20 protein-coding genes are annotated in these 23,973 nt (G+C 42.1%); 2 read left to right on the top strand and 18 right to left on the bottom strand.

Translation table 11 applies throughout. The features are described from left to right. Positions 1-121: 121 nt before the first annotated feature. Positions 122-340 carry a hypothetical protein gene (locus tag WKT01_RS10490; protein WP_059066413.1) on the top strand — a complete coding sequence of 73 codons (219 nt, stop codon included), beginning with the start codon at positions 122-124 and terminating at the stop codon, positions 338-340. Between the two features lie 23 nt (positions 341-363). On the opposite strand, the gene WKT01_RS10485 is transcribed toward WKT01_RS10490, so the two are convergent. Further along, on the bottom strand, positions 364-1,377 hold the full coding sequence (locus WKT01_RS10485) for a DnaJ C-terminal domain-containing protein (RefSeq protein ID WP_340312302.1): 1,014 nt from the start codon (positions 1,375-1,377) through the stop codon (positions 364-366). A gap of 269 nt (positions 1,378-1,646) precedes the next feature. Between WKT01_RS10485 and WKT01_RS10480 the strand changes: the two genes are divergently transcribed. Continuing rightward, positions 1,647-2,537 (top strand): fructose bisphosphate aldolase, encoded by an 891-nt coding sequence (locus WKT01_RS10480; RefSeq protein WP_340312301.1) that lies wholly within the window; start codon positions 1,647-1,649, stop codon positions 2,535-2,537. 110 nt (positions 2,538-2,647) lie between these two features. Here WKT01_RS10480 and WKT01_RS10475 read toward each other — a convergent pair whose 3' ends face one another. The 17 genes from WKT01_RS10475 to WKT01_RS10395 all read right to left on the bottom strand — a co-directional run bounded on the left by WKT01_RS10475 (position 2,648) and on the right by WKT01_RS10395 (position 23,881). Continuing rightward, positions 2,648-3,901 carry an LlaJI family restriction endonuclease gene (locus tag WKT01_RS10475; RefSeq protein ID WP_059066400.1) on the bottom strand — a complete coding sequence of 418 codons (1,254 nt, stop codon included), beginning with the start codon at positions 3,899-3,901 and terminating at the stop codon, positions 2,648-2,650. Positions 3,902-3,917: 16 nt separating this feature from the next. Further along, positions 3,918-4,913, bottom strand: a complete 996-nt coding sequence (locus WKT01_RS10470; RefSeq protein ID WP_059066399.1) for an AAA family ATPase — start codon at positions 4,911-4,913, stop codon at positions 3,918-3,920. A 12-nt stretch (positions 4,914-4,925) separates the two neighbouring features. Then, positions 4,926-5,903, bottom strand: a complete 978-nt coding sequence (locus tag WKT01_RS10465) for a hypothetical protein (RefSeq protein WP_117974463.1) — start codon at positions 5,901-5,903, stop codon at positions 4,926-4,928. An 8-nt stretch (positions 5,904-5,911) separates the two neighbouring features. Continuing rightward, the gene (locus tag WKT01_RS10460; RefSeq protein ID WP_445299694.1) at positions 5,912-7,765 is read right to left on the bottom strand and encodes a Dam family site-specific DNA-(adenine-N6)-methyltransferase; all 1,854 of its coding nucleotides are present in this window, start codon (positions 7,763-7,765) and stop codon (positions 5,912-5,914) included. 194 nt (positions 7,766-7,959) lie between these two features. Continuing rightward, positions 7,960-8,160 carry a hypothetical protein gene (locus WKT01_RS10455; RefSeq protein WP_270395055.1) on the bottom strand — a complete coding sequence of 67 codons (201 nt, stop codon included), beginning with the start codon at positions 8,158-8,160 and terminating at the stop codon, positions 7,960-7,962. Positions 8,161-8,191: 31 nt separating this feature from the next. Continuing rightward, positions 8,192-8,572, bottom strand: coding sequence for a phosphoadenosine phosphosulfate reductase domain-containing protein (locus WKT01_RS10450; RefSeq protein WP_270395057.1), 381 nt, complete (start codon positions 8,570-8,572; stop codon positions 8,192-8,194). Between the two features lie 74 nt (positions 8,573-8,646). Further along, positions 8,647-10,302 carry an SHIRT domain-containing protein gene (locus tag WKT01_RS10445; protein WP_270395058.1) on the bottom strand — a complete coding sequence of 552 codons (1,656 nt, stop codon included), beginning with the start codon at positions 10,300-10,302 and terminating at the stop codon, positions 8,647-8,649. A gap of 296 nt (positions 10,303-10,598) precedes the next feature. Next, entirely contained in the window at positions 10,599-11,171 is a 573-nt protein-coding gene (locus WKT01_RS10440) for a nitroreductase family protein (protein ID WP_270395059.1), read from the bottom strand. Positions 11,172-11,194: 23 nt separating this feature from the next. Next, positions 11,195-12,034 (bottom strand): pirin family protein, encoded by an 840-nt coding sequence (locus tag WKT01_RS10435; protein WP_270395061.1) that lies wholly within the window; start codon positions 12,032-12,034, stop codon positions 11,195-11,197. Next, the gene (locus WKT01_RS10430) at positions 11,931-12,452 is read right to left on the bottom strand and encodes a MarR family winged helix-turn-helix transcriptional regulator (protein WP_270395062.1); all 522 of its coding nucleotides are present in this window, start codon (positions 12,450-12,452) and stop codon (positions 11,931-11,933) included. Before WKT01_RS10430 ends, WKT01_RS10435 begins: the two co-directional genes overlap by 104 nt. A gap of 131 nt (positions 12,453-12,583) precedes the next feature. Next, complete coding sequence (locus WKT01_RS10425; protein ID WP_270395064.1) at positions 12,584-13,921, bottom strand: MATE family efflux transporter; 1,338 nt, start codon at positions 13,919-13,921, stop codon at positions 12,584-12,586. Positions 13,922-14,173: 252 nt separating this feature from the next. Continuing rightward, positions 14,174-15,514 (bottom strand): GntP family permease, encoded by a 1,341-nt coding sequence (locus WKT01_RS10420; RefSeq protein WP_340312299.1) that lies wholly within the window; start codon positions 15,512-15,514, stop codon positions 14,174-14,176. Between the two features lie 48 nt (positions 15,515-15,562). Further along, positions 15,563-16,549, bottom strand: a complete 987-nt coding sequence (gene ilvC, locus WKT01_RS10415; protein WP_340312297.1) for a ketol-acid reductoisomerase — start codon at positions 16,547-16,549, stop codon at positions 15,563-15,565. A 230-nt stretch (positions 16,550-16,779) separates the two neighbouring features. Then, positions 16,780-17,499: a FadR/GntR family transcriptional regulator gene (locus tag WKT01_RS10410; RefSeq protein ID WP_059066383.1), complete on the bottom strand. Its 720-nt coding sequence runs from the start codon at positions 17,497-17,499 to the stop codon at positions 16,780-16,782. Between the two features lie 141 nt (positions 17,500-17,640). Then, entirely contained in the window at positions 17,641-20,181 is a 2,541-nt protein-coding gene (locus WKT01_RS10405) for a family 78 glycoside hydrolase catalytic domain (RefSeq protein ID WP_340312296.1), read from the bottom strand. Continuing rightward, a complete protein-coding gene (locus tag WKT01_RS10400; protein WP_340312295.1) occupies positions 20,175-22,499 on the bottom strand; it encodes a family 78 glycoside hydrolase catalytic domain in 2,325 nt (774 codons plus the stop codon). Before WKT01_RS10400 ends, WKT01_RS10405 begins: the two co-directional genes overlap by 7 nt. Further along, positions 22,496-23,881, bottom strand: coding sequence for an MFS transporter (locus tag WKT01_RS10395; RefSeq protein WP_117974436.1), 1,386 nt, complete (start codon positions 23,879-23,881; stop codon positions 22,496-22,498). The genes WKT01_RS10400 and WKT01_RS10395 overlap by 4 nt, the downstream gene beginning before the upstream one ends. Positions 23,882-23,973: the final 92 nt, after the last annotated feature.

The following is a 23,973-nucleotide window of genomic DNA, read 5'->3' as shown; positions in this document are numbered from 1 at the left end:
GGAACGCCCCTTATGGGAAGAACAATATAAAAGGTATCAAAAAGTCACTGCACTTTGCCATGTCGGGAAAACTATGCTATAATAACGCCACAAATATTTTTCCCTCAAAGGAGACTTTTTAATGAACCAATCCACTTCTTCTGTTACTAATACTACACTTCGCTTAAAAACACGGGAAATCGAGCAGATCTTGTCCCTCTGCAAGGAGGGCAAAAGTATCATAGAAATTGCCTCTGCATTGAGTCTTGCACAGTCTTATGTACAGGATGTCCTGCTTTGTGCACAGACTCTTGCAGAAGAAGACGCCGTCGCCATCGCTATACTGATGGAAGACGCATAACCCCCTCTGCCAGGCAGATGTGCTTATGCCGCACTCGTCTTTTTGGTTTCCTGACTTCTATATGCAGCCTCAAATTCTTTTAGCTTTTGCCTGGCTTCTCTGTTAAGATCCACAGGGACCTGGATCTGTACCGTCACATACATATCTCCATACACCTGCGGTTGTTTCATAGAGACAATGCCCTTCCCACGCAACCGTATCTTCGTCCCCGACTGGATGCCTGCCTGTATCTTACATCTCACCTTTCCATTTAAAGTTCTGACCTCTGCTTCTCCGCCGAACACAGCCGTTGTAAATGGTACAGAAACAGACGTATACACATCCATTCCTTCTCTTCTGAATCCCGGTTTGCCGCCAACTTTCACTTTCATCAACAGGTCGCCCGGCCGCCCCGTGCCGGTTCCTGCTCTTCCTTTACCCTGCAGCCGAATCGTCTTTCCTGTATCGATACCGGCAGGAATATGCACATTCAGGGACTGCACATTCCCGTCTTCTCCCTGCAGACGTACCAGCTTATCACAGCCAAAGGCCGCTTCCTCAAAGGTCACTTCCACTTCCGTCTGCACGTCAGCCCCCCTCTTTGAAAAAGCCGTTCCTGAAAAGCCATGAAAATCAGAACCTTGTGCGTTCGTTTTTCCGGCGCCAAACATATCCCCGAACAGATCTCCAAACAGGTCTTCCATACCGCCGCTCTCGAAATGGTATTCCTGATAGTTTCCCGACTGTCCACGGAAACCTCTTCCTCTGCCAAACCCGCCAAAATTTTCTCCGCCGTAAAAACCGCTGTTTTCTCTCGGATTTCCGCTTCCGTCAAAGGCAGCATGTCCAAACCTGTCATACAATGTTCTCTTCTCTTTATCACTGAGCACAGTATATGCCTCTGTGACTTCTTTAAACTTTTCTTCTGCCTGTACATTCCCCGTGTTTGTATCCGGATGATATTTCTTTGCCAATTTTCGGTATGCCTTTTTGATCGTATTTTCATCTGCATTTCTAGCAATGCCCAACACCGTATAATAATCTCTTTTTTCTGCCATTTATGACCACCTCTCCCTCTGTCTTTCCGCCAATGTTAAAGAAATGTCCTACCCTATATGAAATATGAAAATCTCTTGTATAAAGAAAAAGAATCCCCGGAATCTCTCCGGGGTATTTGTTCTATATGTAATATAGCAAATATAATTCTTGTTGTCAACTGTATTTCTTTACAAACAAGTAATTATTTCATCTGATCGATCTTTTAATAGAAAACGTGTATAATAGATTATAGGAACCTATTTCAATCTTTTAAAAAGGAGGTAATTTTATGAACACACAGCAATTGGAACGTATGCAAAATGATACTGGTTTTATTGCCGCACTCGACCAAAGCGGAGGAAGCACTCCAAAAGCGCTGCGCGCCTATGGAGTAGACGATACCGCTTACTCTTCCGATACGGAAATGTTCGATCTGATCCACCAGATGAGAAGCCGTGTTGTCACAAGTCCTTCTTTTACTTCTACACACATACTTGGAGCTATTTTATTTGAAATGACGATGAACAGGAAAGTAGAAGAAATGTATACCGCAGATTATCTCTGGGAAAAGAAAAGGATCGTCCCATTTTTAAAAGTAGATAAAGGACTTGCCGAATTAAAAGATGGTGTACAGCTTATGAAACCGATGCCTCAGTTGGACAACTTATTACAAACTGCAAAAGAGCGTCATATTTTCGGCACCAAAATGCGTTCCGTCATCAAGGAAGCAAACGAAAAAGGAATCAGCGCCATTGTCAGACAGCAATTCGAGATCGGTCTTCATATCTTTCAGGCCGGTTTTGTTCCTATCCTGGAGCCGGAAGTAGATATACACTGCCCCGACAAGGAGATCTGCGAGAAGCTCCTTATTAAAGAGATCAAAAAACATCTCGCTGTACTAGAAGATCCTGTCCGCCTGATGTTTAAGCTGACGCTTCCTACCAACGCTGGAGCCTACTCCGAAATCATGGAAGATGTGCATGTCATCCGTGTAGTTGCCCTGTCCGGCGGATATACACGCCAGGAGGCAAACTCGCTTTTGGCACAAAATCCCGGACTGATCGCCAGTTTTTCCAGGGCGCTGCTCTCTGCTCTGTCTGTCAAACAAACACAGGAAGAATTCGATCAGGCGCTGAAAAATTCCATTCAAGAAATATATGACGCCTCCATAAAAGGCTGATGGAAAAATAAAAGAGTCACGCTTCCACGTCTGATACATATTTGATACTCTCCCTCTTAAGCAAAAAATAAAAACTTATTCGCTTAAGAGGGAGCATTTTCTGGCAAAACTCACTCCTGAAGATACGCTGCCATCACTTCACTGATATCCAGATATTCTTCTGTAATGAGCAATTCATCTGCCCCTCCATACGGCGCGGCTAACTGAAAGTGTATTTTCGTATCTCTGCGCTCTGCCGGCAAGATCAAAGCAGAATAGGTATCTCGGAATTTAGAGTGCCCTGTCTTTGGATCCAGCCGCCCTCTCAGCATATACACATAAGCGATCTGTTTATAATCCATCCCACGTACATAAGTATAATATTTGGCGTCGAATATAAGCTGGATATCTCCATCCTCTGCATAGTGATCCGGCTCGATATACTGCGCCGGTTTCGCTTGATTTGGATAAAACTTCCGCTTGGAGAATGACAAATGTTTGCCGGACATCTTGTCAAATACGATCGCTCGCGCCGCATCCATCCCTTTATAATATTTACACAAATAGGCAGTCACCATATCTTCCCATATAGCAGAAAATGCGTAATGCTTCAAGTAATAGCTGCCGCCTACATGTATGCCGGAGAAAAACGCGGTCAGATGATCGATCAACCTCTGCTCATTATCCTTGAATGTCTGCTGGCGCAGCTGCTGTAAAACAGTTACAACATACTCCCTGTTTTCCAAAAACGGGGTCTGCGGGAACTCTTCTCCTGTAGGAGCTGCGTCTATAAATATACCAAACTTCTGAATCGTATAGTCAATAGCGAATATCATACACTCCGTCACAAAATTCGAAAAATGATAATTTTTACGGTAATACAAGGGGAAAAGTATCATATTCCCCCCTGCCATATATTTCTCGCTCCTGCTGATCGTTTCTTTCCAACTGATACGGCCGCCTGTATTCGGTCTGATAAAAGTTTCATCCCGAAAATATAATCCATATGCGGCAAAATACTCATAAATCCCAAAGAAAGCCGCAAACGGGAAATTAGAACGATATATATCCCGGCTGTCCGCGCCTATGTATAGTTCCGGTTTCTTCTGCATATGTTCGGCAATACACGCAAAAACTCTGCGGGCATCCGTCTCTTCCTTTGTCACACGATAATGCTTCGGAAAAACAACAAGCAATTCGTCCTTCACATTCGATACAAAACCGACGAAATCAAAAATTCTTTCTGTTTTATCTGTTTTTTCCCCGGTCACCCGATCACAAACATAGACTTCCTTACTGTCTCTTTTTTCATCTATCTGAAATCCATGCATACTGATCGCCTTTGTATCACATGACTCGCCGTCATGCGCACACACTGTTATCATAGTGCACCTCCCCGGATCAGTAAGGATAAGAAGAAAGTCCCGGACTTAGAAAATGTTCAATAAACGCATCACTGAATACTTTATCTGTCCCGAATTTCTTATACAGATCGTCATAGCTGTTTATCTCTTTGTCAAACAGACTCGTTTCTGCTCCCATGACGGCGATCCCCTGTACGTCCTGCCACAGATAAAGCAGCAGTTTGTTCTTTATCATTTTATTTATTTTTTCATTTGCAGCGTCCGCCGCAGACACGATCGTGGAATGAGAATCCAGAACAACCTGCTCTGCAAAGTCAAGAAAGAACTGCCCTACCTGCTTGTCTTCTCTCTTTCCCATGCCTTTCTCTTTATCTGTGATAAATGCATTCAACGCCATATAAAACGACTGCCAGGTCGTCTCCAGATCATGTGCCCTGTTCTTGTCAACGGCAATCTTTACTTTTGGATTATTCAAATGGGAATCTCTGGTTCCGGTCGCCTTGTCGATCACAGGCTCTGTGGAAACATACTCCCAGTCAAATCTTCTCTTAAACGCCGTATCCATCGGATATACATTCTGGTCATTCATATTCACTGTACAGAGTATATTAAAATTAGACGGCAGTTTAATCTCATCTGTTGTAAGAGTAGGGATCTTATCCGCAATATTTTTATTCCGCACAGGATATCTGCTCTCGAAATGATCGTCCCGGTCCAGCAGCTGGAAAAGATCGCCGAAGATAGCGGCTACATTTCCCCTGGACAGTTCTTCCAAAATCAAAAATACATCCTTGCTGCTGTCCGCATAGGCTTCCATCAGAGCTCTTGTAAAGGGGCCTTCCTGAAATACAAAGGACGCCGGCGCTCCCGGAGTCGTGTCCGGCAGCAGCTGTCCCACAAAATCCGTATACAAAAACTCCGGATGGATCGTCACTCTGAATTTCTTATCATCCCCATATCCGTCTAAATATTCCTTGAGTCTATAGCTTTTTCCTGTTCCCGGGGCTCCAAATAATATCAACTGTTCATGCATGATAACGACTCCTTACACAATAAATTTTTCCATATATTTCAACAGCACTTCACATCTGGCGAATTTCTCACTTTTAGGAGAAAACTTTGTCCTATAAGCAGCAACAAACTTACCGTATTCACTATAATCCACTTTATATCCCTGTTTGTAGGCAAAAATGGCCATGGGCAATATTTCGATCCAGTAGAATTTCTCCGCGCTGCCGTTAAAGTCAACCGCCGACGACTTTTTCGCCGATCTTTTCGGTATGATGTCGCCGAGCAGAGACGCCGTCTTCCAGACAAATGTCTTCTTTGCAAAATCCACGCTGTAGTGCTCACCTTCATATACGTCCGTTTTTGCATGATACTTTGCCGCATAATCCGAAGCATATCTGGCAAGGAACTCTTTCATACCTCTTGGAATATCGCCCGGCACGACAGAATCTTTTTCAAAGACTTCTACATACTCCATTCCCGCAGCACATAATCCTGCCAGATGTCGTAAGATCATTTTTGAAGTCAATTTTTTATTCAGTATATTGATAAAACAAAACTTGTGGTTTGCAATACTATAACTTGGCGACTGCAGATGATCTGCCGCATAATCAAGCAAAGTGGGAAAAACCGTCTGCGAGACAAACGCATTTCTCGTATCTTCCCCCGCATCTGAAACAAACAGATACAGCAATATCTGTCTGCACATACATTTTGTCCCCCGCGTATAGACATAGCATCCGCTGCGTCTATAAACCGAACTTCTTGCCGGATGGATCTCAAATTCTTCTATCAGCACTCCATTCGCTTTTCCCTTTTTATAATACGGAAACTGTGCCTCGATAGCCGCATATTCTATCTTTTGCACCTGTAATTTGGGATTGTATGTATTCACAGCCTGTATGATCTTCTGTTCCACATATGGTATTTTCATGACCCCTGCCGGGGGAACAACACCAGCTAACAGAAAAGCGTCCGGGAACTGCCTGTCGTTCAAAAGAATGATCCGCTCCATGTTTCCTCCTATTCAAATATGTTATAATTCGTTACCACGACCTCTTCCCGCGGATATTTGATGCCTGTTTTCCCGATTTCTATCATATTGTAGTCATGTGCCTGTATCCAATCCAGCAAAATATGATGTTCCTTCCCTTTGTGTCTGACTACATTGGACAGCATAAACTTATATCCCGCCTCGTCAATTTCCTTAAGATATGCCAGCAATTCGACTTCATTATTTGCATTCCAGCCTTCCAGTCCCCTTTTTCCGTCATTATATTCCGCGTTTGTTATAAAATACGGCGGATCAAAGTAGAATATGGTATCTTTAGGAAAGTCTTTATAATTTATCGAATGATACGGTCCGCATTTTAATTCATACGCAGGCGCTCTGACAGCAAAATTCTTTATGCGTTCTTCAATCCCTTCACAATATTCATTATTCCCTACCGGCGTATTCATCTTCTGACTGTTATTGTAACGGATCATATTTTGAAACGCATAGATCTGTAATACAAATAAGTTTAAGGCTGTCTTTTCTTTCTCATTATACTGTTCACGCAGCTTTAAATACGCCTCTTTATCCTTCTTTTTCAGTCCATATTTCTCTATGACCTGCTTCACAGAATGGATGATCTGCTCTGCGTCCTGCCCAATAAGCCACTCTATGATCTCAAAAACATACCGGTTATATTCCACATACAGCACTTTGTCCATTGCCGTGATATTGGCCCCCACATTGAACGCTCCGCCCATACAGTCCACAAAGGTCCCTACGTGCTTCGGCAATTGTTTCATAAGTATAGGCAAAACCACATCTTTACTTCCGGAATAATTCAAAGGCGATTTATGGATACTTCGGTCTTTTCTAAAATAGATGATAGCTTCCTTCAGCTGTGTTCCATTTCCCTTATAACTTGCATTATTCGTCGAATACTCCCTGTACCCACTCGTCTCTACATGCACTTCCCCATCTGCCGCAAACAATCTTGCCATACAGACGAGATCTTCCAATGAAATAAGCGATTGGTTACTGTAGCTTACCAATATATGGGTAAAATCAAGCTGCCTAAACAGATCTTCAAATTCCGCCAGCGCCTTTTGCTTATTGGAATATCCGGACAATTCACGATTACATCTTCTTCCGGTTTTCCCAAAGATTTTGGGCGCATCATATTTTGTAAGTGTCTCTAATATATGATAAGAATTTGTATACTGGGTGATCGTATACGGCGGATCGATATAAGCTATATCGCCTTCGATCCGTCTGACAAGCACGTTCGTATTCTCATTGTATATCTGATTCACGCCATGCAGGTCTTTCTCGCACAACTCTAAGGGCAACAGCTCAAAGGATTTCAATGCTCTCTGTTCCCAGAACTTTAAAAAAGCCTGATAGGTCCCGGATGTATTCGATACCTTAAGAACAGACTCAAGCAGGGAAGCGATCAAATAAGAATACTCTGACTCATCTACGATCCCCTGCTTATAAAATTCTTCCATATCGATCCGCATCCCATCTATCTTGATGGCATTTTCCTCAGTAAAATACATTCTGTCGCCAACCGGCGTATAGTGATTATAAATAAAAAAATCTGATGACGGCTCATACTCTCTGTCGTTAAGCCACTGAAACGGATCTGTCTTATACTTCCGAATGAACTTAACAAAAGAAGGTCTGCCTGCGTTCATCAGTTTCGCCTTTGCTATGACACTTGCAAAACCCATATAATCATTTGCAATGATCGTATATCTGTCTTTAAAATAATCTCCTACTGACGACGTACCAGAAAAAAGATCCGCAAACACTTCTCCTTCGATCTGATACTTGCCAATAACATTCTCAATAAAATCAAGTAATTTCGTTTTATTCCCCAAATAACGCACTGCTTGATCCCCGTTTCTTTTCTTTGTCGTAACCCTTGAAAGGCTCTGTCGGTTTTTCCATGTTTTCAAGAATAAACCATTGCTCGTATACGTCTATTATATTCTCACGGGAAGAGATTTTCAACCGTTGTGTTCGGGGAAGAGTTTTTCACTTTCTGCGCAAATAAGTATTTTCATTTCTTATCTCACTTCCATCGCATTTGTTCCAATAAACTCTTTAATTTCCTTACATTTCCGCTGTCCAATATAAAATCTTCAAAAACTTTTCCGTCCCGCAGACACACCACTCTGTCGCAGATATCCACGATAAATTCGATATCGTGGGAAATGACAAAAACTAATTTTTCTTCACTTAGATCTATCAAAAGCCGACTGACTTTTCTCATATTTTCTCCATCTAAACCACTGGTCGGTTCATCAAAAAATACGATTTTTGCCTCTAATTCTTCTGACAGCTTCCTGCCTTTTATCCCAGCATATCCAATGTGTACTCAGCTGACTTACTGAATTTCTCAAAACTAACGGTAAACAAACCCAATAAAACTCTTTGATCTGACTGAGTGTTTTAAGTTCTTTTACATGCTCGACAGTATGCTGATAATTTCCTTCCAGATCAATAAATAAAACATCAAATTTCTTATTTTTCTTTTTCGCAACCATATTCGCCAGTTGCAGCATGACAGAACTGTCTTTGCCGCCGGAAAACGAAAAATATACAGCAAAATCTTCCGAAAAAATTTTTTCTAATCTTTCAATCGCAGCAGTGTAGACATTCTTCTCCAGATAAATTTTTCCCAAAATATTTCACCTCCAAAGAAACTCCTTTCCTTGAATAGGCACTTAGATTTTACATACATCCTCTTTTAAATATCTCATTTTCTATCATAAAATAAAGCAAGCAGTATCATAATAGGCGCCGCGAGCAAGAAACTATACAATTTAAGATTTGCTGTATCTCCCGTTTTCGGTATGCCTATATTTGAAGCATTGTGCTTCTGCAGCTGTTTTTCCTTTTCCCCAACTCGTATAACCGTAGGCTTCGGATTTCTGCCGGAATTTCCGCCCAACTCCCCATTCGTATCAGAACCTCCATTTATCTCCCCCTTATCAGGCTTAAACACCCAGGTTCCGATAAATTCTGTTATTTCGTCTTCTATCGTTTTATGAGCAGCATCATACCCTTTAAATTCCCATATACCTCCCGCAACAGACACCTTTAACTGTGTCGGTTGAATAGGGACAACCGTATCCCCTACATGATGTGCTTGCATATCGACCGGCAGTAAAGCAACAATCTCATCTGGCAATCCTTCTCCTTCTGAGCCGCTCATAAACTGATATGTAACTATATAGTCGCTTTTATATGCTGCTTTCAAAAATGTAGTAACTTTTCCTAACGGTACAGCTGTATCTATTTCCTGCGCACTGTCTGCCTGCCAGCGAGGATCGTCTAAATACCATCCTGTGATCAGATGATTCGAATGATCTGTCGAAAGAAGCGTATTCATACTCCACGCAGGCACTAATGTAAGAGAATTCCCATAATGCGCTATATCATCCCCTTTAACGGATGCTATATTATTCGCAATAATAGCTCCTTCTTCCACAATAGCACTATTGCCATTATTGCATAATCCCCCGCCCTGTGAAGCAGAATTTTCCGTAATGCTAAATCCAGTTTTTATTACAATATCAGCTCCGTTATGAGTAAAAATACCTCCGCCAAAATTTGAACTTGTATTATTTGAGATTTCACCTCCGCTTAATACGGCTTCTCCGGCATATAACATCACTCCGCCGCCATAACCTTGTGCATTATCAGTTATTTTTTCTACTATATTTTCCCGTATGGATCCATCTTCCATGTTAAATACAGCGTTTGCCAAGAAAACGCCGCCGCCATACATGTTAAAAATAACTTTTCCATATCTTCCATCACCGGCAACTGCGCCGCCTATTGCAGCGATCGCTTCGTTGGTGTTGCCATGAATGGCACCACCGTACATATTAAACTCTCCATTTGCAATATTAACAGCAGAAGCTAAAGAAGCTCCATTAGTTGTACATCCTGTCAGTTCAACCCCATCATAAATATTTAAAATACCAGTTTCTCCTCGACTCCCAATATGCAGCAAAGCAGACGAGCGTTTTGGTGCATTAACAGTAACTTTCAGCTGATTTTCATTACTTGAACCATTATTTTTCCCCAATGATAAGACAGCGCCATTTCTGATTCGCAATTCTCCATTTGACATTTCACTGCCTATATTAATCGTATGTCCGTTTCCGAGTATAACTGTATTCTTAAAAAACGCACAATTATACCCGGATTTTCCAAAATCAATATCTCCTGTCAAACTGATCGTATATGTTTCGTCAGCGGTCTTCGTATTTATTTCTTCAACTGCGGCTTTAAATCCAGCAAAATCAGAAGCTTCATACACTGCTTCATCTGCTGATACCGGCACCGAGTATACTCCCAGCAATAACATAACAGCCGCACAAACAACAAAAATCCTACCCTTCATATCTGCCACGCCCCTTTACATCATCTTTTTCTAGCTTTCTAAATTCTTTAAGTCTCATAAATATCCCCTTTCTTTTCATAAACTCCCTTCTTAAAATGCAAAAAAGCACACCATCACTTTTTCAAGCCATGTTGTGCTTTAAAACCATCTGTTTAAAATATGACTCTTCTATAATCTTATCATTTGTATATCTCAAACTCCTTTTATGCCAAATTTTGCTTTTTTTATACTATATTTTGCTTATTTTATGTCGATGAGAATATGCTTTGTTTATTATTATATGATAAGCAGAGCCCCTATCTTACCACTGTTACTCTTTTATCTATATCTTCTCTCTCTTTTTTATCAGGTTCACTGACAATGCCTCCAAATGGCATCTGAGCTATCAATTTATATCTTTCAGGTATGTCAAACATTTCCTTCACCTTCACGTCTATTACCGGATTATAATGCTGTAATGAAGCGCCAACATGCAGCTCTCTAAGCATAGTCCAGACAGAAATCTGCAGCATACCGTTTGCCTGTTCTGCCCAGACAGGAAAATTGTCCGCATACGCACTGAATTTCTCCTGCATTGCCTTCACTGTTTCCTGATCGTATAAAAATAATACCGTTCCTGCACCTGCCTTAAACGAATCTATCTTTTCTCTCGGTACTTTCCCCCCAAACACATTATAAATTTCATCCCATAGCTGCTCGTGTTTTTTCCCAAAAGCAAGAATTACTCTCGCACTTTTCATGTTAAATGCATCCGGCACTAATTCTGTAATCTTTTTCACCTTCTCTTCAATCTCTTTTTCTGAAACCGGCATGTTTTTATCGATGATATAATATGTTCTTCTGTCCATTAATGACTTTATAATACTCATAACTACCTCCTAATAATCTAAATTTAATATTCAACTTTTTCTTTAATAAATGTATTATTTCTAAGTTCTGTAAATGCTTTTTGCAATTCTTCCTGCGTATTCATCACAATTGGTCCTGCCCATGCAACCGGCTCATGCAATGCCTTTGAATTCATATATAAGACTTGTGCCTCTTTTTCGCCGCTCTTAATTGTAAGACTGTCTCCTTCCGTCAGTTTAACCGCTGTTTTTTCTTCTATAAGTTCATCATTAATATACACATCGCCCAAAAGCGTAAAAATCATTACCGAATCATCCATAGCCATATTAAGAGTAACTTCTGCATTGCTATTTAAATAAATATCATAATAATCCATAGGAAGATAGTCCCCTCTATATCCCTGGCGTCCCTCATATGTCCCCGCCAACAGCCTTATTTTGCCGCCTTCCATTTCTATTTCTTTAATTGCATCCTTTTTAATGCTGTTGTAGCTCGGCTTGCTCATTTTATCTTTTGCAGGTAAATTTAACCACAACTGCACTCCCAGAAGTCTGTCGGCAGCCGGCACCATTTCTTCGTGCATAATACCAGATCCGGAATTCATCCACTGCACTTCTCCGTCTGCAATACCCTCCTCATTGCCAAGACTGTCTCTGTGGACCATTTTTCCTCTCAATACATAGCTTATTGTTTCTATTCCCCTGTGCGGGTGCATTGGAAAACCCGCCGTGTAATCCTCTGGATTGGTACTGTCAAAGGAATCCAGCATTAAAATAGGATCAAATTCCTTTGTGGTCTGATTCCCCAACACTCTCACCAAATGCACGCCTGCTCCGTCTATTGCTTTGAATCCCTTTACCTTCGTTTTTACTTTTCTTTTCATCCAATTTACCTCCTATTTTCTTTAAAAGATATACGAATTCTTCTTTTTCTTTGTCATCTAAAACTGCCATGCTTTCTAGTATCATCGCCTCATTTTTAGGAGCGATCTTACTGATCACATCATACCCTTCTTTTGTTAAATGTAAGATGCATACGCGTCGGTCTCTTTCGTCCGATAATCTTTCCACATAGTTCATTTTTACTAAGTTGTTCACGATTAAAGGAATCGTCCCCACACTGCTAAGTATTCTTTCTCTCACCTCCCCTACTGTCATATCTCCTTTACTGTAGAGAGCTTCCAAAACCATAAACTGACTAAATGTCAAATTGTACTCTGCCGCTATTTTCGCCGTCTTTTTATCCAAAGTATTCACATTTCTATGCAGCCCGATCAGAATTTTCATTTCTGCGCTTCCCATAATCTCACCATCCCCAAATATATATCTAATTAGATATTATCTATATAGATATATTGCCTTATATTTCTCTATTTGTAAATAGGCAGATTCTGTTGTTTATTCGCTATTCGCCTGTATTTCCACTTCGCACACTACAGATAATAATACTGCTTTCGTTTGCAGATAATAAAAACAGCGCTTAGCGCTGCCGCCATAAACTCAGCAACGATAATAGACAACCAGATGCCCGTGATCCCCAAAACCAATGGCAGCAGCATGACGGAGGCGATTTCAAAAACCAAGGTCCGCAAAAACGAAATGATCGCTGAGGTCACGCCGTCATTGAGAGCCGTAAAGAATCCGGACCCAAAAATCGCATAGCCCATGAAAAGAAACGATACCGAAAAGATTCGAAAACCGGAAACAGTCAGTTCCAACAATTCCGTATCATATCCCACAAAAATCTGCGCTAACGGAACAGCTGATATTTCACCGAAAATAACCATCCCGACAGAAAATATACCGATCATAATCACACTCTTTTTCAATAGCCCTTTTAATTCGTCATAATTTTTTGCTCCGTCATGATAGCCAATAACCGGAGCGGTACCGATAGTATAGCCGATAAATGCCGCAGAAAAGATCATACTGACATACATCATCACCCCATAGGCGGCAACCCCGTTCTCCCCTGCATATTTTATAAGCTGCAAGTTATAGAGCATCCCCACAATACTCATAGCCACATTACTCATAAATTCCGAAGAACCATTCGTACAGGCTTTTAAAATTACATTTCTATACCATCTCGTTTTTCCAAGCCGGAGAAGACTCGTGTTTTTGCGGTAAAAATAAAACAAAGGAATCGCGCCGCCGATAACCTGGCTCATAGCTGTTGCGATGGCGGCTCCCGCCAGCTTATACTCCTGCGGAAATGATATGACCAATACAGCATCCAAAAATATATTCGTTAATCCGGCGGATACCGTCACAGCAAGACCCAGTTGCGGCCTCTCTGCCGTCACAAAGAAACTTTGGAACAACAATTGTAAAATATAGAATGGCAAAGCGATAAGTACGATCCTGGCGTAAACAACGCAGTATTCAATGAGTACGCCCTCTGCGCCCAAAGCAGCTGCGATCGGGCGAACAAATAGCATACCAAGGACGGCAAATACAATTCCTAATGCGGCTGACAGGTAAACCAAAAGTGAAAAATATTCATTTGCCTTTTCCTTCTTTCCTTCGCCCAGCGCCTTTGAAACAATAGCCGTGCCGCCTGTGCCAAACATAAAACCGATCGTCGCGGTAATCATCAAAAAAGGAAAGATAAGATTCACGGCAGCAAAAGGTGTCTTGCCCGCAAAATTGGAAACAAAGAAACCATCCACCACACTGTATATAGATGTGAAGATCATCATTGCAATAGATGGCATTGTAAATCGAATTAATTTTCTATACGTAAAGTGATCTGAAAGCTGAATATACATAACCTCTCCCCTCCAAGTACGATTTCATGCTTGTCAAGTATAGTATCATTTTGTCCAAAATTCAAGCACTTAACGATGCCTCTCTATTTCTTGCCGTGCGCAGCACGCCTGCCTGCAAGGCATGTATTACGGGGTACCCGGAGAGGTATTCCTTGTCGTGCGCAGCGCACCCGCTCCATACACACAAAAAAGAGCATTGCTCCACAGGTAATTACTTACCCATTTTGCAACGCTCCTGTTTTTATTCTCTGTTTAGATAGGAAGTACCAGGCAGCCAATTACTGCAAACAACATTGCAAATACCGCTACAATGGCATTTCCCAGAGTATATGTTTTCAAGCCTCCTGTAATGGTAAATCCGGAAAGATTTGTACTAACCCAAAATCCACTGTCATTTACATGTCCGCAGCTCAGCGAACCGGATAAACATGCCATCGCCATCCATACAGGATGCATTCCGACTGCTGCCGGAACAGATGCCATGATCGTCATCGCTGTAATCGATGCAACGGTTCCCGATCCAAGCGCAACTCGAAACAGTGCAGCAATAACAAATGCGATAAACAGCGCAAGAATTGGTGAGGCTGAAATATTTTTGATTGTCTGTGCCAGCATGTCAGCTAAACCTGTCGCGCTGATCACTGCCCCAAACGATCCGCCGGCTCCCGTGATCAACAATACTATACCGCAGCTCTTTAATGCTTCTGTAGACGATTTCTCTCTTTCATCTTTATTCATTGTTTTTGCCGCAACAAGATATGCACTTAATGCTCCAAGAAGAAGCGCCATGTTCTTATTGCTCAAAAATGTAATGATTGATGGGACTTCTCCCAAAGCTCCCATAACCGTTCCGATCAGAATTAAGATAACCGGTAGAATAACTGGAAGCAATGCCATAAAGAAAGACAGTTCGCCTGTTGTTTCCGCACTCTTTCGTTCTTCGTATACTTCAACGCCAGTCTCGTCTTTCTGCGCCTTCCAGAAACCTTTATCAAAAAGAGTAAACAATATCTTCATCGCGATCAATGCTGAAACTAAGCCAAGTACTGTTCCCACTATCACCATAATTCCAAGATCAAAATGTAGGATCTCTGCTGCCGCCAACGGATTCGGTGTCGGCGGTACCAGTGTATGCGCTGCTCCGGCTCCGATAACCATCGCACCAACGGTGTACGGCAGCGGTTTCCGGATCTGTCTTCCGACTGCAATCGCAAGTGGGATCAAGATTACGAAAGTCACATCATAAAATACTGGGATCGATAACAAAAATGCCGTAACTCCAAGCGCATATAATGCGTATTTTTCAGATGTCTTTGAAATCATTGTTGTGGCGATCACCTTTGCTCCGCCTGAATCAGAAAGCAGCTGCCCAAGAATCACTCCAAAACCTACGGAAAGGCCAATTCCCGTCATCAAATTTCCAAATCCAGAGCCTACTGTTGTAATGGTTTCTGTCGTTCCAAGTCCGGATGCAATTCCCATAAAAAGACTTCCAAGAACTAGCGAAATCGCAGGGTTTAATTTCAGTTTTAAAATTGTAAATAATATAATCGCAATCGATATTGCCAACCATAAAAAAATCTTCACATCCATAAGAAACCCTCCTCTGTTATTATCATATAACCAAATATCTCTCAACCATTATTTTAATCTGGCTTTCAGCCGATCTTCTGCCTTTGTAAATTCACAGTTAAAAGCATCTTCTTCCAACTTATTTAGTGTCGATAGATGATTATCGTGCTGTTCTCTATCCCATTCTTCTGCAAATTCTCCGCCTTTAATTCTGTCGTAGCGATTTTTTAAGAATTTTCTGATCTCTGTTGTGTCAACATCTTGGAAGCCGACCAGCTGTCCATATTGGCTGGTATGTGAATGGAATGGAAGCTGGCGGAAGAAGCCTACCTCTGCTGCTTTTTCCATCATAACTGCCGGCTCTTTTGACAGATACATTTCCATAAGTACTGCTTCTTCCGGATGTCCCATCTCTACCTGTAATTTGAATGCCTCGACAAATACATTGTAAATAATCGGCCACGTTCCCTGCTCTGCCATAAGATCCAAACATGTCTCATCGTCAAATGTCACTTCTATCGCACCTTTTCTTGTTGCTCCGATCGCTTTACAAAGAGCTTTTCCATATTCCAAAGCCTTTCCGGATGCATCCTGATGAACTGCAACGAATGCCGGTGATCCTTCGCCGCTTTCATATAATTCACGAACACCTTTTCCGATCATACGGGGCGCTGCCATAACAACATCTAAGCCTTCTGCAGGTTTGATACGATGAAATGTAATATTATACCCTGATGCGAAATTCAAAACATTTCCCGGCTCCAGGTTCGGCGCTATCTGTTCTTCATAAATTTCCGGTGCAACCTCATCAGGTAATAGCAAGAAAATAATGTCTGCTTTTTTAGTTGCTTCTGCAATAGAATACACCATAAAACCATCTGCATTTGCCTGATCATAAGATTCATCATGCCGACTTCCTACTATCACATTCTTTACACCTGAATCCCTCATGTTTAACGCCTGGCTGCGTCCCTGATTTCCGTACCCAATAATTGCAACTGTTTTGTCAACTACTAATCCCAGATCTGCATCCCCGTCATAATAAATATTAGCCATAGTTCCTTCTCCTTTTCTTTTTGTTATGCCACCAGTCATCTGATGACTGCTATCTGATGTCATAATACCACCAGGCATATATGAAGTCAATGTTTTTGTTGTATTTCAACTATTTTCCCAATATATATAGTTTTTTTTATACATTTTGCACAAACAAAAAAAGATTCCTAGTCTCTTATTTTTGACCTAAGAATCTTTTTCATGATTTACAAGAAATATTTTGATTTACACTACTTGCTTAATGTAGCCGTCAACGCCAGACTGCTCCATGCGTCCAATGCATCACGTATTGCCGTCTCCATTGCTTTTTTATCGCGTTGTTCCAGTGCAGCCAAAATCTGTTCATGATTATCGGTAACAATTTTCGAATAATCTCGATTTGCAATCACAAGAGACGGATGGAACAGCTCCATAATGCAGACGCCAATACTCACTACAAATGGATTGTGTGTGCTCTCATAAATTACATTATGAAATTTCATATCTTTATCCACCGTTGCTTTTCCACGATTAAAATCCGACTTAAACTGTTCGTGTATTTCTCGTAATTTTGCAATATCCTCTTCTGTGGCATTATCAATCGCCAACAAGCTTGCTGAAATCTCAATCATCTTTCTAAATTCTACCAATTGTGCCTGACGTTCTTCATTACTATTCAATATCAGCTGAAAAATCAAAGGATTCAGCATAGACGCATGTACACAAGTTCTGACACGGCTTCCATTTCCTTTACAAATCTGCACAACGCCTAATGCCTCAAGCATCTTGATCGCCTCACGCACACTTGACTTTCCCACTCCCAAAGATTCAGCCAATTCTGTCTCAGAAGGCAGAAAATCTCCAGGCTTAATGTCCCCATTAATAAGTGCTTCTTTAATTTTTTCAACGACCATTTTCGATAAGGATTGTTTCGGAACCGGCGTTAACCATGTACTATTTTTTTCTCCCATATTCCACCTCCATGGTACGATCTGGATCACACATGTTCATTATAGCTTTGAGTCCGTCTTTCGTCAATATTGTGACTTTTCCCATTTAGGCCGCTGCTTTTTTGTTTTTCCATGTTCCGGAATTGCAATTTGTATTTATACCTAACAGACAAATACATATTCACCGCTTCTGGCTTCATATTTTGTTCCATCCGGCATTTCTACTTCACACACTGTAGAAACCGGAACTTTCACATAGAGTTTAAACTTTTTATCCGCTATTTTCCAGGAAGAAACGATCGTACCATATGGCGTCTTTATACTTCCTTCCGCTTCTGTCAATCCCCCTCCCGGTTTAGGCGCTATCCGGAATTTCTGGTATCCACTGCTGACCGCCTCTATCCCGATGATCCTTTTATAAAACCAATCTCCTACTGCGCCATAGGCATAATGATTAAAGCTTACCATCCCGCTGTTTTTCTCGTCAGCACCTTCTTTTCCATCTAATCTTCCCAGATTCACACTTCCATCCGGACGAAGCGCGTCCCATCTTTCCCAGATAGTCGTTGCTCCTGTTTTCACTTCATACATCCATCCTGGACATTCTTCCTGCAGCAAAAGCTTGTATGCCTCTTCTAAATATCCATAATCCGACAACGCAAATAATATGTAGGGTGTCGCCGGAAACCCCGTCGAAAGACGATTCCCATTCTCATGTATCAAGCGAACCAGATTTTTTGCCATGTTTTTTCCTTCTTCTTCCGATACCATTCCAAAATGCAGCGGAAGGATATAACCTGTCTGAAATTCCTCCAACAGCTTTCCATTTCCATCTGTAAAAACCTTTCGATACGCCTTCTCAATCCTATGATATAAACTTCTATACCGAAATGCTTCCTCCTTTTTTTCTAGAATTTCGGCAACCTGAGAAACAATTTTGCATGAATTGGCAAAATATGCTGTCGCAGTCCACTTTCCTTTTTTCATCCACTTCCTCATATCCCCTTCCGGAGCACACCAATCCCCAAAATGAAAACCTCTTTTCCATATATATCGGGCTTCCTTTCCCAAAGACATAAACCGACACCAGAACTCTGCTGCCTTTAAGTATTTTTTCATTGTAGGATACTGCCTTTTTAAAAGTCTTTTGTCTCCTCTCGCAAGATATTCTGCCCAGGGGACCAAGACACAGCAATCCCCCCAGCAAGATACCGCGATCGTGAAGTTCATTCCCTGCTTTGGAATCACGACCGGAAAGCCCCCTCCTTTTCCCTGCTGTGCTGAAACATCCAACAGCCACTTATCGAAAAATCTACTCATATCAAACATGCATACAGCGGTTGAAGAAAATACAGCTATATCACCCGTCCATCCCAGTCTCTCATCTCTTTGCGGACAATCTGTGGGGATATCAACAAAATTTGACTTCGCACTCCAGCGGATATTTTCATAAAGCCGTACAAGCCCTGCATGAGAACATGAAAATGTTCCTGTCTCAGGCATATTGGCATGTAAGACATAGGCAGATACTTCAATATCCTCCGGATGGATTCCCCTCATGCCTACATAACGGAAGCCCATATACGTAAAATGCGGAGAATACGTCTGCTCTCCTTCTTTGCAGATATATGTGACAGTCGCCTTTGCCGTACGCAGACTTTTAACAAAAAGCTCACCCTGCATCAGTATTTCAGCATGCCGAAATACCAATGTCTGACCTTTTTTTGCTTTTTTCACCCGAATCGCAATAACACCAGCAAAATTTTGCCCAAAATCATAGATCCATTCTCCGCCTGAAGACTTAAAAACGCTAACAGGAGTTTTTACCTCTATCACTCTTACTGGTTCTCCGTACTGTGCCAAAAGTTTAGGGGCTTTTCTGACACTTGTTATATCTGCTGCTTTCCATACGATATCCTCGTCTAATACCGTAGCGTCATATGTCTCCCCATCATACCACTCCGCCATTCTGACCGGACCATCCTCCGAAACCTGCCATGTAGAATCTGTCTTTATAATGTCTCTGGTCCCATCTGTATACTCCACGTAAATTTCAGCAAGAAAGGCTTGTCTGTCGCAGGAAATATGACTGATACGCCGATGCAGCATACTTCCCGCAGCCCACCCTCCTCCTACGATCGCTTTCAAGGAATTCTCTGTTCCCAGCATCGCTGTAATATCATATATTTGATATTGTATCTGGTCTTCATAACTGGTAAATCCCGGGGCAAAATAGTCTTTTCCCACCTTTTTCCCATTCAGATATATTTCATAAATACCCAATGCCGTACAGCAGATCCATGCATGTTTTACGGTTGTTTTACATACAAACTCCTTTTTGAAACACATTGGCGCCGGTGACGTACCTTTAGCAAAGATATATCCTTTATCTGTGATCCATCTGCCGATCCATGGTTGGTCCAGACGCCCCGTCATAAAGCAGGCGCTCGCTCTTGCCTGCTCGCCGCTTCTTCCTGTTGCCGTAACACAAACTCGATAATCTGTGAACGGGCGCATTGGTCCCGTATATATATTATTCAATTGTTCTGTCGTTTCCATTTTCCAGTCTTCTGTTGAGATCACGGCTTTTTCCAGTTCTTCGCCTTGTATGTCTGACTGCAGTACAAACCGGATTTCCGGTCTGCTGTCCGTAATACACCCATTACTTTGGTGCTGTATTTGAAGTTCTGCTATTTTTAACATGCGGCATTCCTTTCATCACCTCTTTGTTTGTGCAAGCATATAAAATCATGTATTCCTCCAATAACATGCTTTTCCTCGCCATTTGGCAAAATAATTTCAGCTTTTACTTTTTCCGGAATTTCTACATGCAGATGGAATTCTTTTTCGTCTTTTTCCCATGATGATAGAATCTCCCCTCTTACACTCTGATACTTCGCACGGGCAAATGTCAGACTGCCGCCGGGCAGCGGTCTGATCCGTATGCTCCTAAACCCCGGTTCTATTGGCACAATGCCTGCGCAGCGCGAAAACAGCCAAGCCACAACTGCGCCGGGTGCATAGTGGTTATGAGAATCTACCGGACTTCCGTCCTCCGTGATTCCATACCAATTCTCCCATGTCGTTGTCGCTCCTTTTGTTACCGCAAACAGCCATCCGGGTTGTTTAGTGTTTTCCAACATTCTATATGCCGTTTCGACATATCCTCCATCAGCCAGAACAGACAAAATCTGATAGGTTGTCAAAAAGCCGGTTCCGATTCTGTACTGATTCTGCACACACATTTCATTCAACCTTATCAGTGCTTCTTCTTTTTGTTTATCTGTCAGCAGTCCCATCGCTATCGGACGTACATATCTGCACTGTCTCTTGGAACGAACCGTCCCCCTTTTCAAAAATTCTTTCTGATATGCCTCTTGTATCTCTTTCTGTAAATTATGATATTTCTTCCAATCTTCTTTTTTATCCAGCAGCTCTGCCATGTCTGCCAGCTGTTTTACCGTCTCGTAAAACCACGCCGTCGTAACTTCTGTATCCGGGAACAGCAAATCTTTGAAAAAGTCTTTATACATAGCCGTTCCCGGCTCCAGCCACTCTCCGTAATGAAATCCTGTTTCAATGATATATTTCCGATGTTTTCCTCTCTTGAAGAGGAAAAATGGATTTGTTTCAGATGCTCTTTTTATATTAAACTCCACAAATCGCTTTACTGTATCATAGACTTCTTCCAGAATCTGCTTCTCTCCGTAAAAGCGATATAAGATCCATGCCAGATTTGAAACAGCATTCGACCATCCCATGCATCCTCTTTGCCTTCCCGGCTTTCCGCCTTCCGGTACCACATAGGGCAGATTCCCATCTTTTCCCTGTTCCAGTTGATAATCCACCAGCCATTTTTTCAGGAATTTTCTCGTGTCTGACAGATAGCAGGCTGTTTCTCCAAACACCGAAATATCCGCAGTCCATCCGCTTCTCTCCCGTGTGGGACAATCTGTCGGTATATCTACAAAATTTGATTTCTGACTCCAACGTACATTTTTGACTAATTGATTGATACACTCGTTAGAACAGGAAAAATCTCCGACAAACGGAAGATCTGAATACACGGCTCTCGCCTGAAAATTTTCCCCTCTGACCTCTTCAGGCCAGTTTTCCAGACGCACATACCGAAACCCGCTGATCAAAGAAAAGGGACGGTAAACCTGTCGCCCGTCTTTTAAAATATATTCCAAACGCTGTCCTACTTCCCCACTGATAAGTGACGCCCCTTCCGCGGCCAGATTCTCCATAGTAAAATTGCCGTTTTTATCCAACACCTCTCCCATCGTCAGACAGACTGTATGTCCTGCCTTTCCGGAAACTGTAAATTGTACGTATCCCGCCATATTTTGTCCGAAATCCAACACTGTACTTCCATCCGGCGTATGCAAGACCTGCGGTGTAAACCGTTCATGGGGCAATATCTTTTCCCCATGTGCTTCTTCCAGATTTCCATGATAAGCGCTCTTTTTGACACCGTGCCATCTGCTGTCGTCATATCCGGGGCGATTCCATCCCTCTAATTCTTTCCTTGCATCATACCGCTCGATCGTTTTTATATTATTTTCCCGGATAGGCCCCGTCTGCGCAGCGCGAAAACTTTCATCCGAATATATCTCTTCTTTGGTCCCATCTTCATACATAATAGCAAGATGACAAAAAAACTGCAGTTTTGTCCCATAATTGTTTCGCTTGCTGCCTATCCCAAGGCAGCCCCGGTACCATCCGTCGCCGACTGCTGCCGCCAGTACATTTTCTCCTCTCCGAAGCCGATCCGTCACAATATATTTCTGATATTGGACTCTGTATTTATAATCCGTGTATCCCGGCAGCAGCATCTGCTCATCCAATTCTTTTCCATTGAGATATCCTTTATATACTCCTAATGCCGTTATCTCCAACTGCGCCTGTTTAACCGGTTTTTCAATCACAAAAACCTTTCTGATATAGGAGGCAGGCTGTTCCTCTTCTGTACAGATGTCTAATTCCGGCTCTATAAACTTTTCTTTCCATATTTTCATGATCTGTCATTCTTTTCCTTTCGCAATGTCTTCTGAATTTCCGGCATGATCTTATCCAGATTGCACAGACTCAGACACAATAAAATAAGCAGATTACACACAAGCGGCGAAAATGCCATTGCCGCTTTTTCCACCGCGATCGTATGAGCGCTCTGCGCCACAAGCTGCCCGTCATACGCCGCAAACGCGAGCAGCCATCCTAAAATCGCCGACCCCAGTCCGGCTCCGGCTTTATTTCCTATACTGGTAGAACTGAAAATGATGCCCTCCATCTTCATACCCGTCTTCCATTCCCCATAATCACACACTTCTGCCAAAAGCGATTGAAAACATGCAGAAAATGCAGAACCCGCAACTCCGCATATCCCCATTCCGATCAAAAGCAGCGCTGCGCTTGGTCTGGGGATATATACACTCACTAGTACTACGACAGAACCTACTACCGTAAAACAGCTTCCCACGCATAACGTCTTATATTTTCCATATTTATTGCATAAAGAAACGGCTATCGGAAGCGCAAGTATTACCGGAAGCAGCATAACCAATGTCATAAAGGTAAATACATCGATATCCCCCAATACATCCCTGCAAAAATAAATGCCAATCCCACTGATGATACCATTTCGCAAATTCACCATCAGCCCTGCACCTGTAGCAAAAAAGAAGTATTTATTTTTACTTAACCCCACAAATGCGTCTTTTACAGACATTTTAGCCTGCAGTTTGCTTTCTGCTTCACAGTTGTCATGATTTTCTGTCCTCTCCTTTAATTTCCAGAAACTGTATCCTCCTGTGAGCAGGATCACCGCTGCATAGACAAGCATGGTATTCCGGTAGCCTTCTTGTGTATAGCCAAATTGCTTCAACAACACCGAAGTAACTGTCGTTGCCAGGATACCGCCGATCATCGTTCCCGCCATCTCCGCAGCGCCCAGGATATTTCGTTTTTTCCTGTCACTTTCTACCAACGGGAGCATCGTCGCCATTGAAACGCCGCTTATTGTAACAAATACTGTCATCAGGCTGAAATATGCGATCACAAAGTAGACGACTTTGGCACCCATAGACATATTTTGCGGAACCTGAAAGAGCAGAACCAACAAAACCGCTACGCCCAGAGCCCCTACTAAAAGCCAGGGTCTTGCCTTTCCCCACCTGCTCTTTGTGTGGTCGATCACATATCCCATGATAAAATCACTGATCCCATCCGTAATACGCAAAAGCAAGATTACGGTGCCTATCAGCGCAGCAGGCAGCCCTGCGATATCTGTCAGATAGATCGTCAAAAATGTCCCTAAAATCGTACTCGCCAAAATATTTGGTATGGCTCCGGCTCCAAATGCCGCGCCCTGACTGATCTTTACTTTTTCTTCTTTTCCCATAACTATCTCCTCATACTTTATAGCATAATTTATTACCCATATCTTTTTCTTGGCCAATTTATATGATATATTCTAATTATATTCGGATATTT

This window comes from Mediterraneibacter sp. ICN-202921, from assembly GCF_037890075.1.
In the GTDB taxonomy this organism is placed as follows: Bacteria; Bacillota; Clostridia; order Lachnospirales; family Lachnospiraceae; genus Mediterraneibacter; species Mediterraneibacter massiliensis.
Note: the sequence above shows the minus strand (reverse complement) of the source record. Positions and strands in the feature narration are given on the sequence as shown.

Coding starts and splice junctions, on each gene's coding strand:
- WKT01_RS10485 (WP_340312302.1), bottom strand. CDS start 1,377: ATGGCAGAAAAAAGAGATTATTATACGGTGTTGGGCATTGCTAGAAAT.
- WKT01_RS10480 (WP_340312301.1), top strand. CDS start 1,647: ATGAACACACAGCAATTGGAACGTATGCAAAATGATACTGGTTTTATT.
- WKT01_RS10430 (WP_270395062.1), bottom strand. CDS start 12,452: ATGGGAAGCGCAGAAATGAAAATTCTGATCGGGCTGCATAGAAATGTG.
- WKT01_RS10410 (WP_059066383.1), bottom strand. CDS start 17,499: ATGGGAGAAAAAAATAGTACATGGTTAACGCCGGTTCCGAAACAATCC.
- WKT01_RS10435 (WP_270395061.1), bottom strand. CDS start 12,034: ATGAAAAGAAAAGTAAAAACGAAGGTAAAGGGATTCAAAGCAATAGAC.
- WKT01_RS10490 (WP_059066413.1), top strand. CDS start 122: ATGAACCAATCCACTTCTTCTGTTACTAATACTACACTTCGCTTAAAA.
- WKT01_RS10445 (WP_270395058.1), bottom strand. CDS start 10,302: ATGAAGGGTAGGATTTTTGTTGTTTGTGCGGCTGTTATGTTATTGCTG.
- ilvC (WP_340312297.1), bottom strand. CDS start 16,549: ATGGCTAATATTTATTATGACGGGGATGCAGATCTGGGATTAGTAGTT.
- WKT01_RS10465 (WP_117974463.1), bottom strand. CDS start 5,903: ATGGAGCGGATCATTCTTTTGAACGACAGGCAGTTCCCGGACGCTTTT.
- WKT01_RS10455 (WP_270395055.1), bottom strand. CDS start 8,160: ATGAGAAAAGTCAGTCGGCTTTTGATAGATCTAAGTGAAGAAAAATTA.
- WKT01_RS10440 (WP_270395059.1), bottom strand. CDS start 11,171: ATGAGTATTATAAAGTCATTAATGGACAGAAGAACATATTATATCATC.
- WKT01_RS10470 (WP_059066399.1), bottom strand. CDS start 4,913: ATGCATGAACAGTTGATATTATTTGGAGCCCCGGGAACAGGAAAAAGC.
- WKT01_RS10395 (WP_117974436.1), bottom strand. CDS start 23,881: ATGGGAAAAGAAGAAAAAGTAAAGATCAGTCAGGGCGCGGCATTTGGA.
- WKT01_RS10405 (WP_340312296.1), bottom strand. CDS start 20,181: ATGTTAAAAATAGCAGAACTTCAAATACAGCACCAAAGTAATGGGTGT.
- WKT01_RS10475 (WP_059066400.1), bottom strand. CDS start 3,901: ATGATAACAGTGTGTGCGCATGACGGCGAGTCATGTGATACAAAGGCG.
- WKT01_RS10400 (WP_340312295.1), bottom strand. CDS start 22,499: ATGAAAATATGGAAAGAAAAGTTTATAGAGCCGGAATTAGACATCTGT.
- WKT01_RS10420 (WP_340312299.1), bottom strand. CDS start 15,514: ATGGATGTGAAGATTTTTTTATGGTTGGCAATATCGATTGCGATTATA.
- WKT01_RS10425 (WP_270395064.1), bottom strand. CDS start 13,921: ATGTATATTCAGCTTTCAGATCACTTTACGTATAGAAAATTAATTCGA.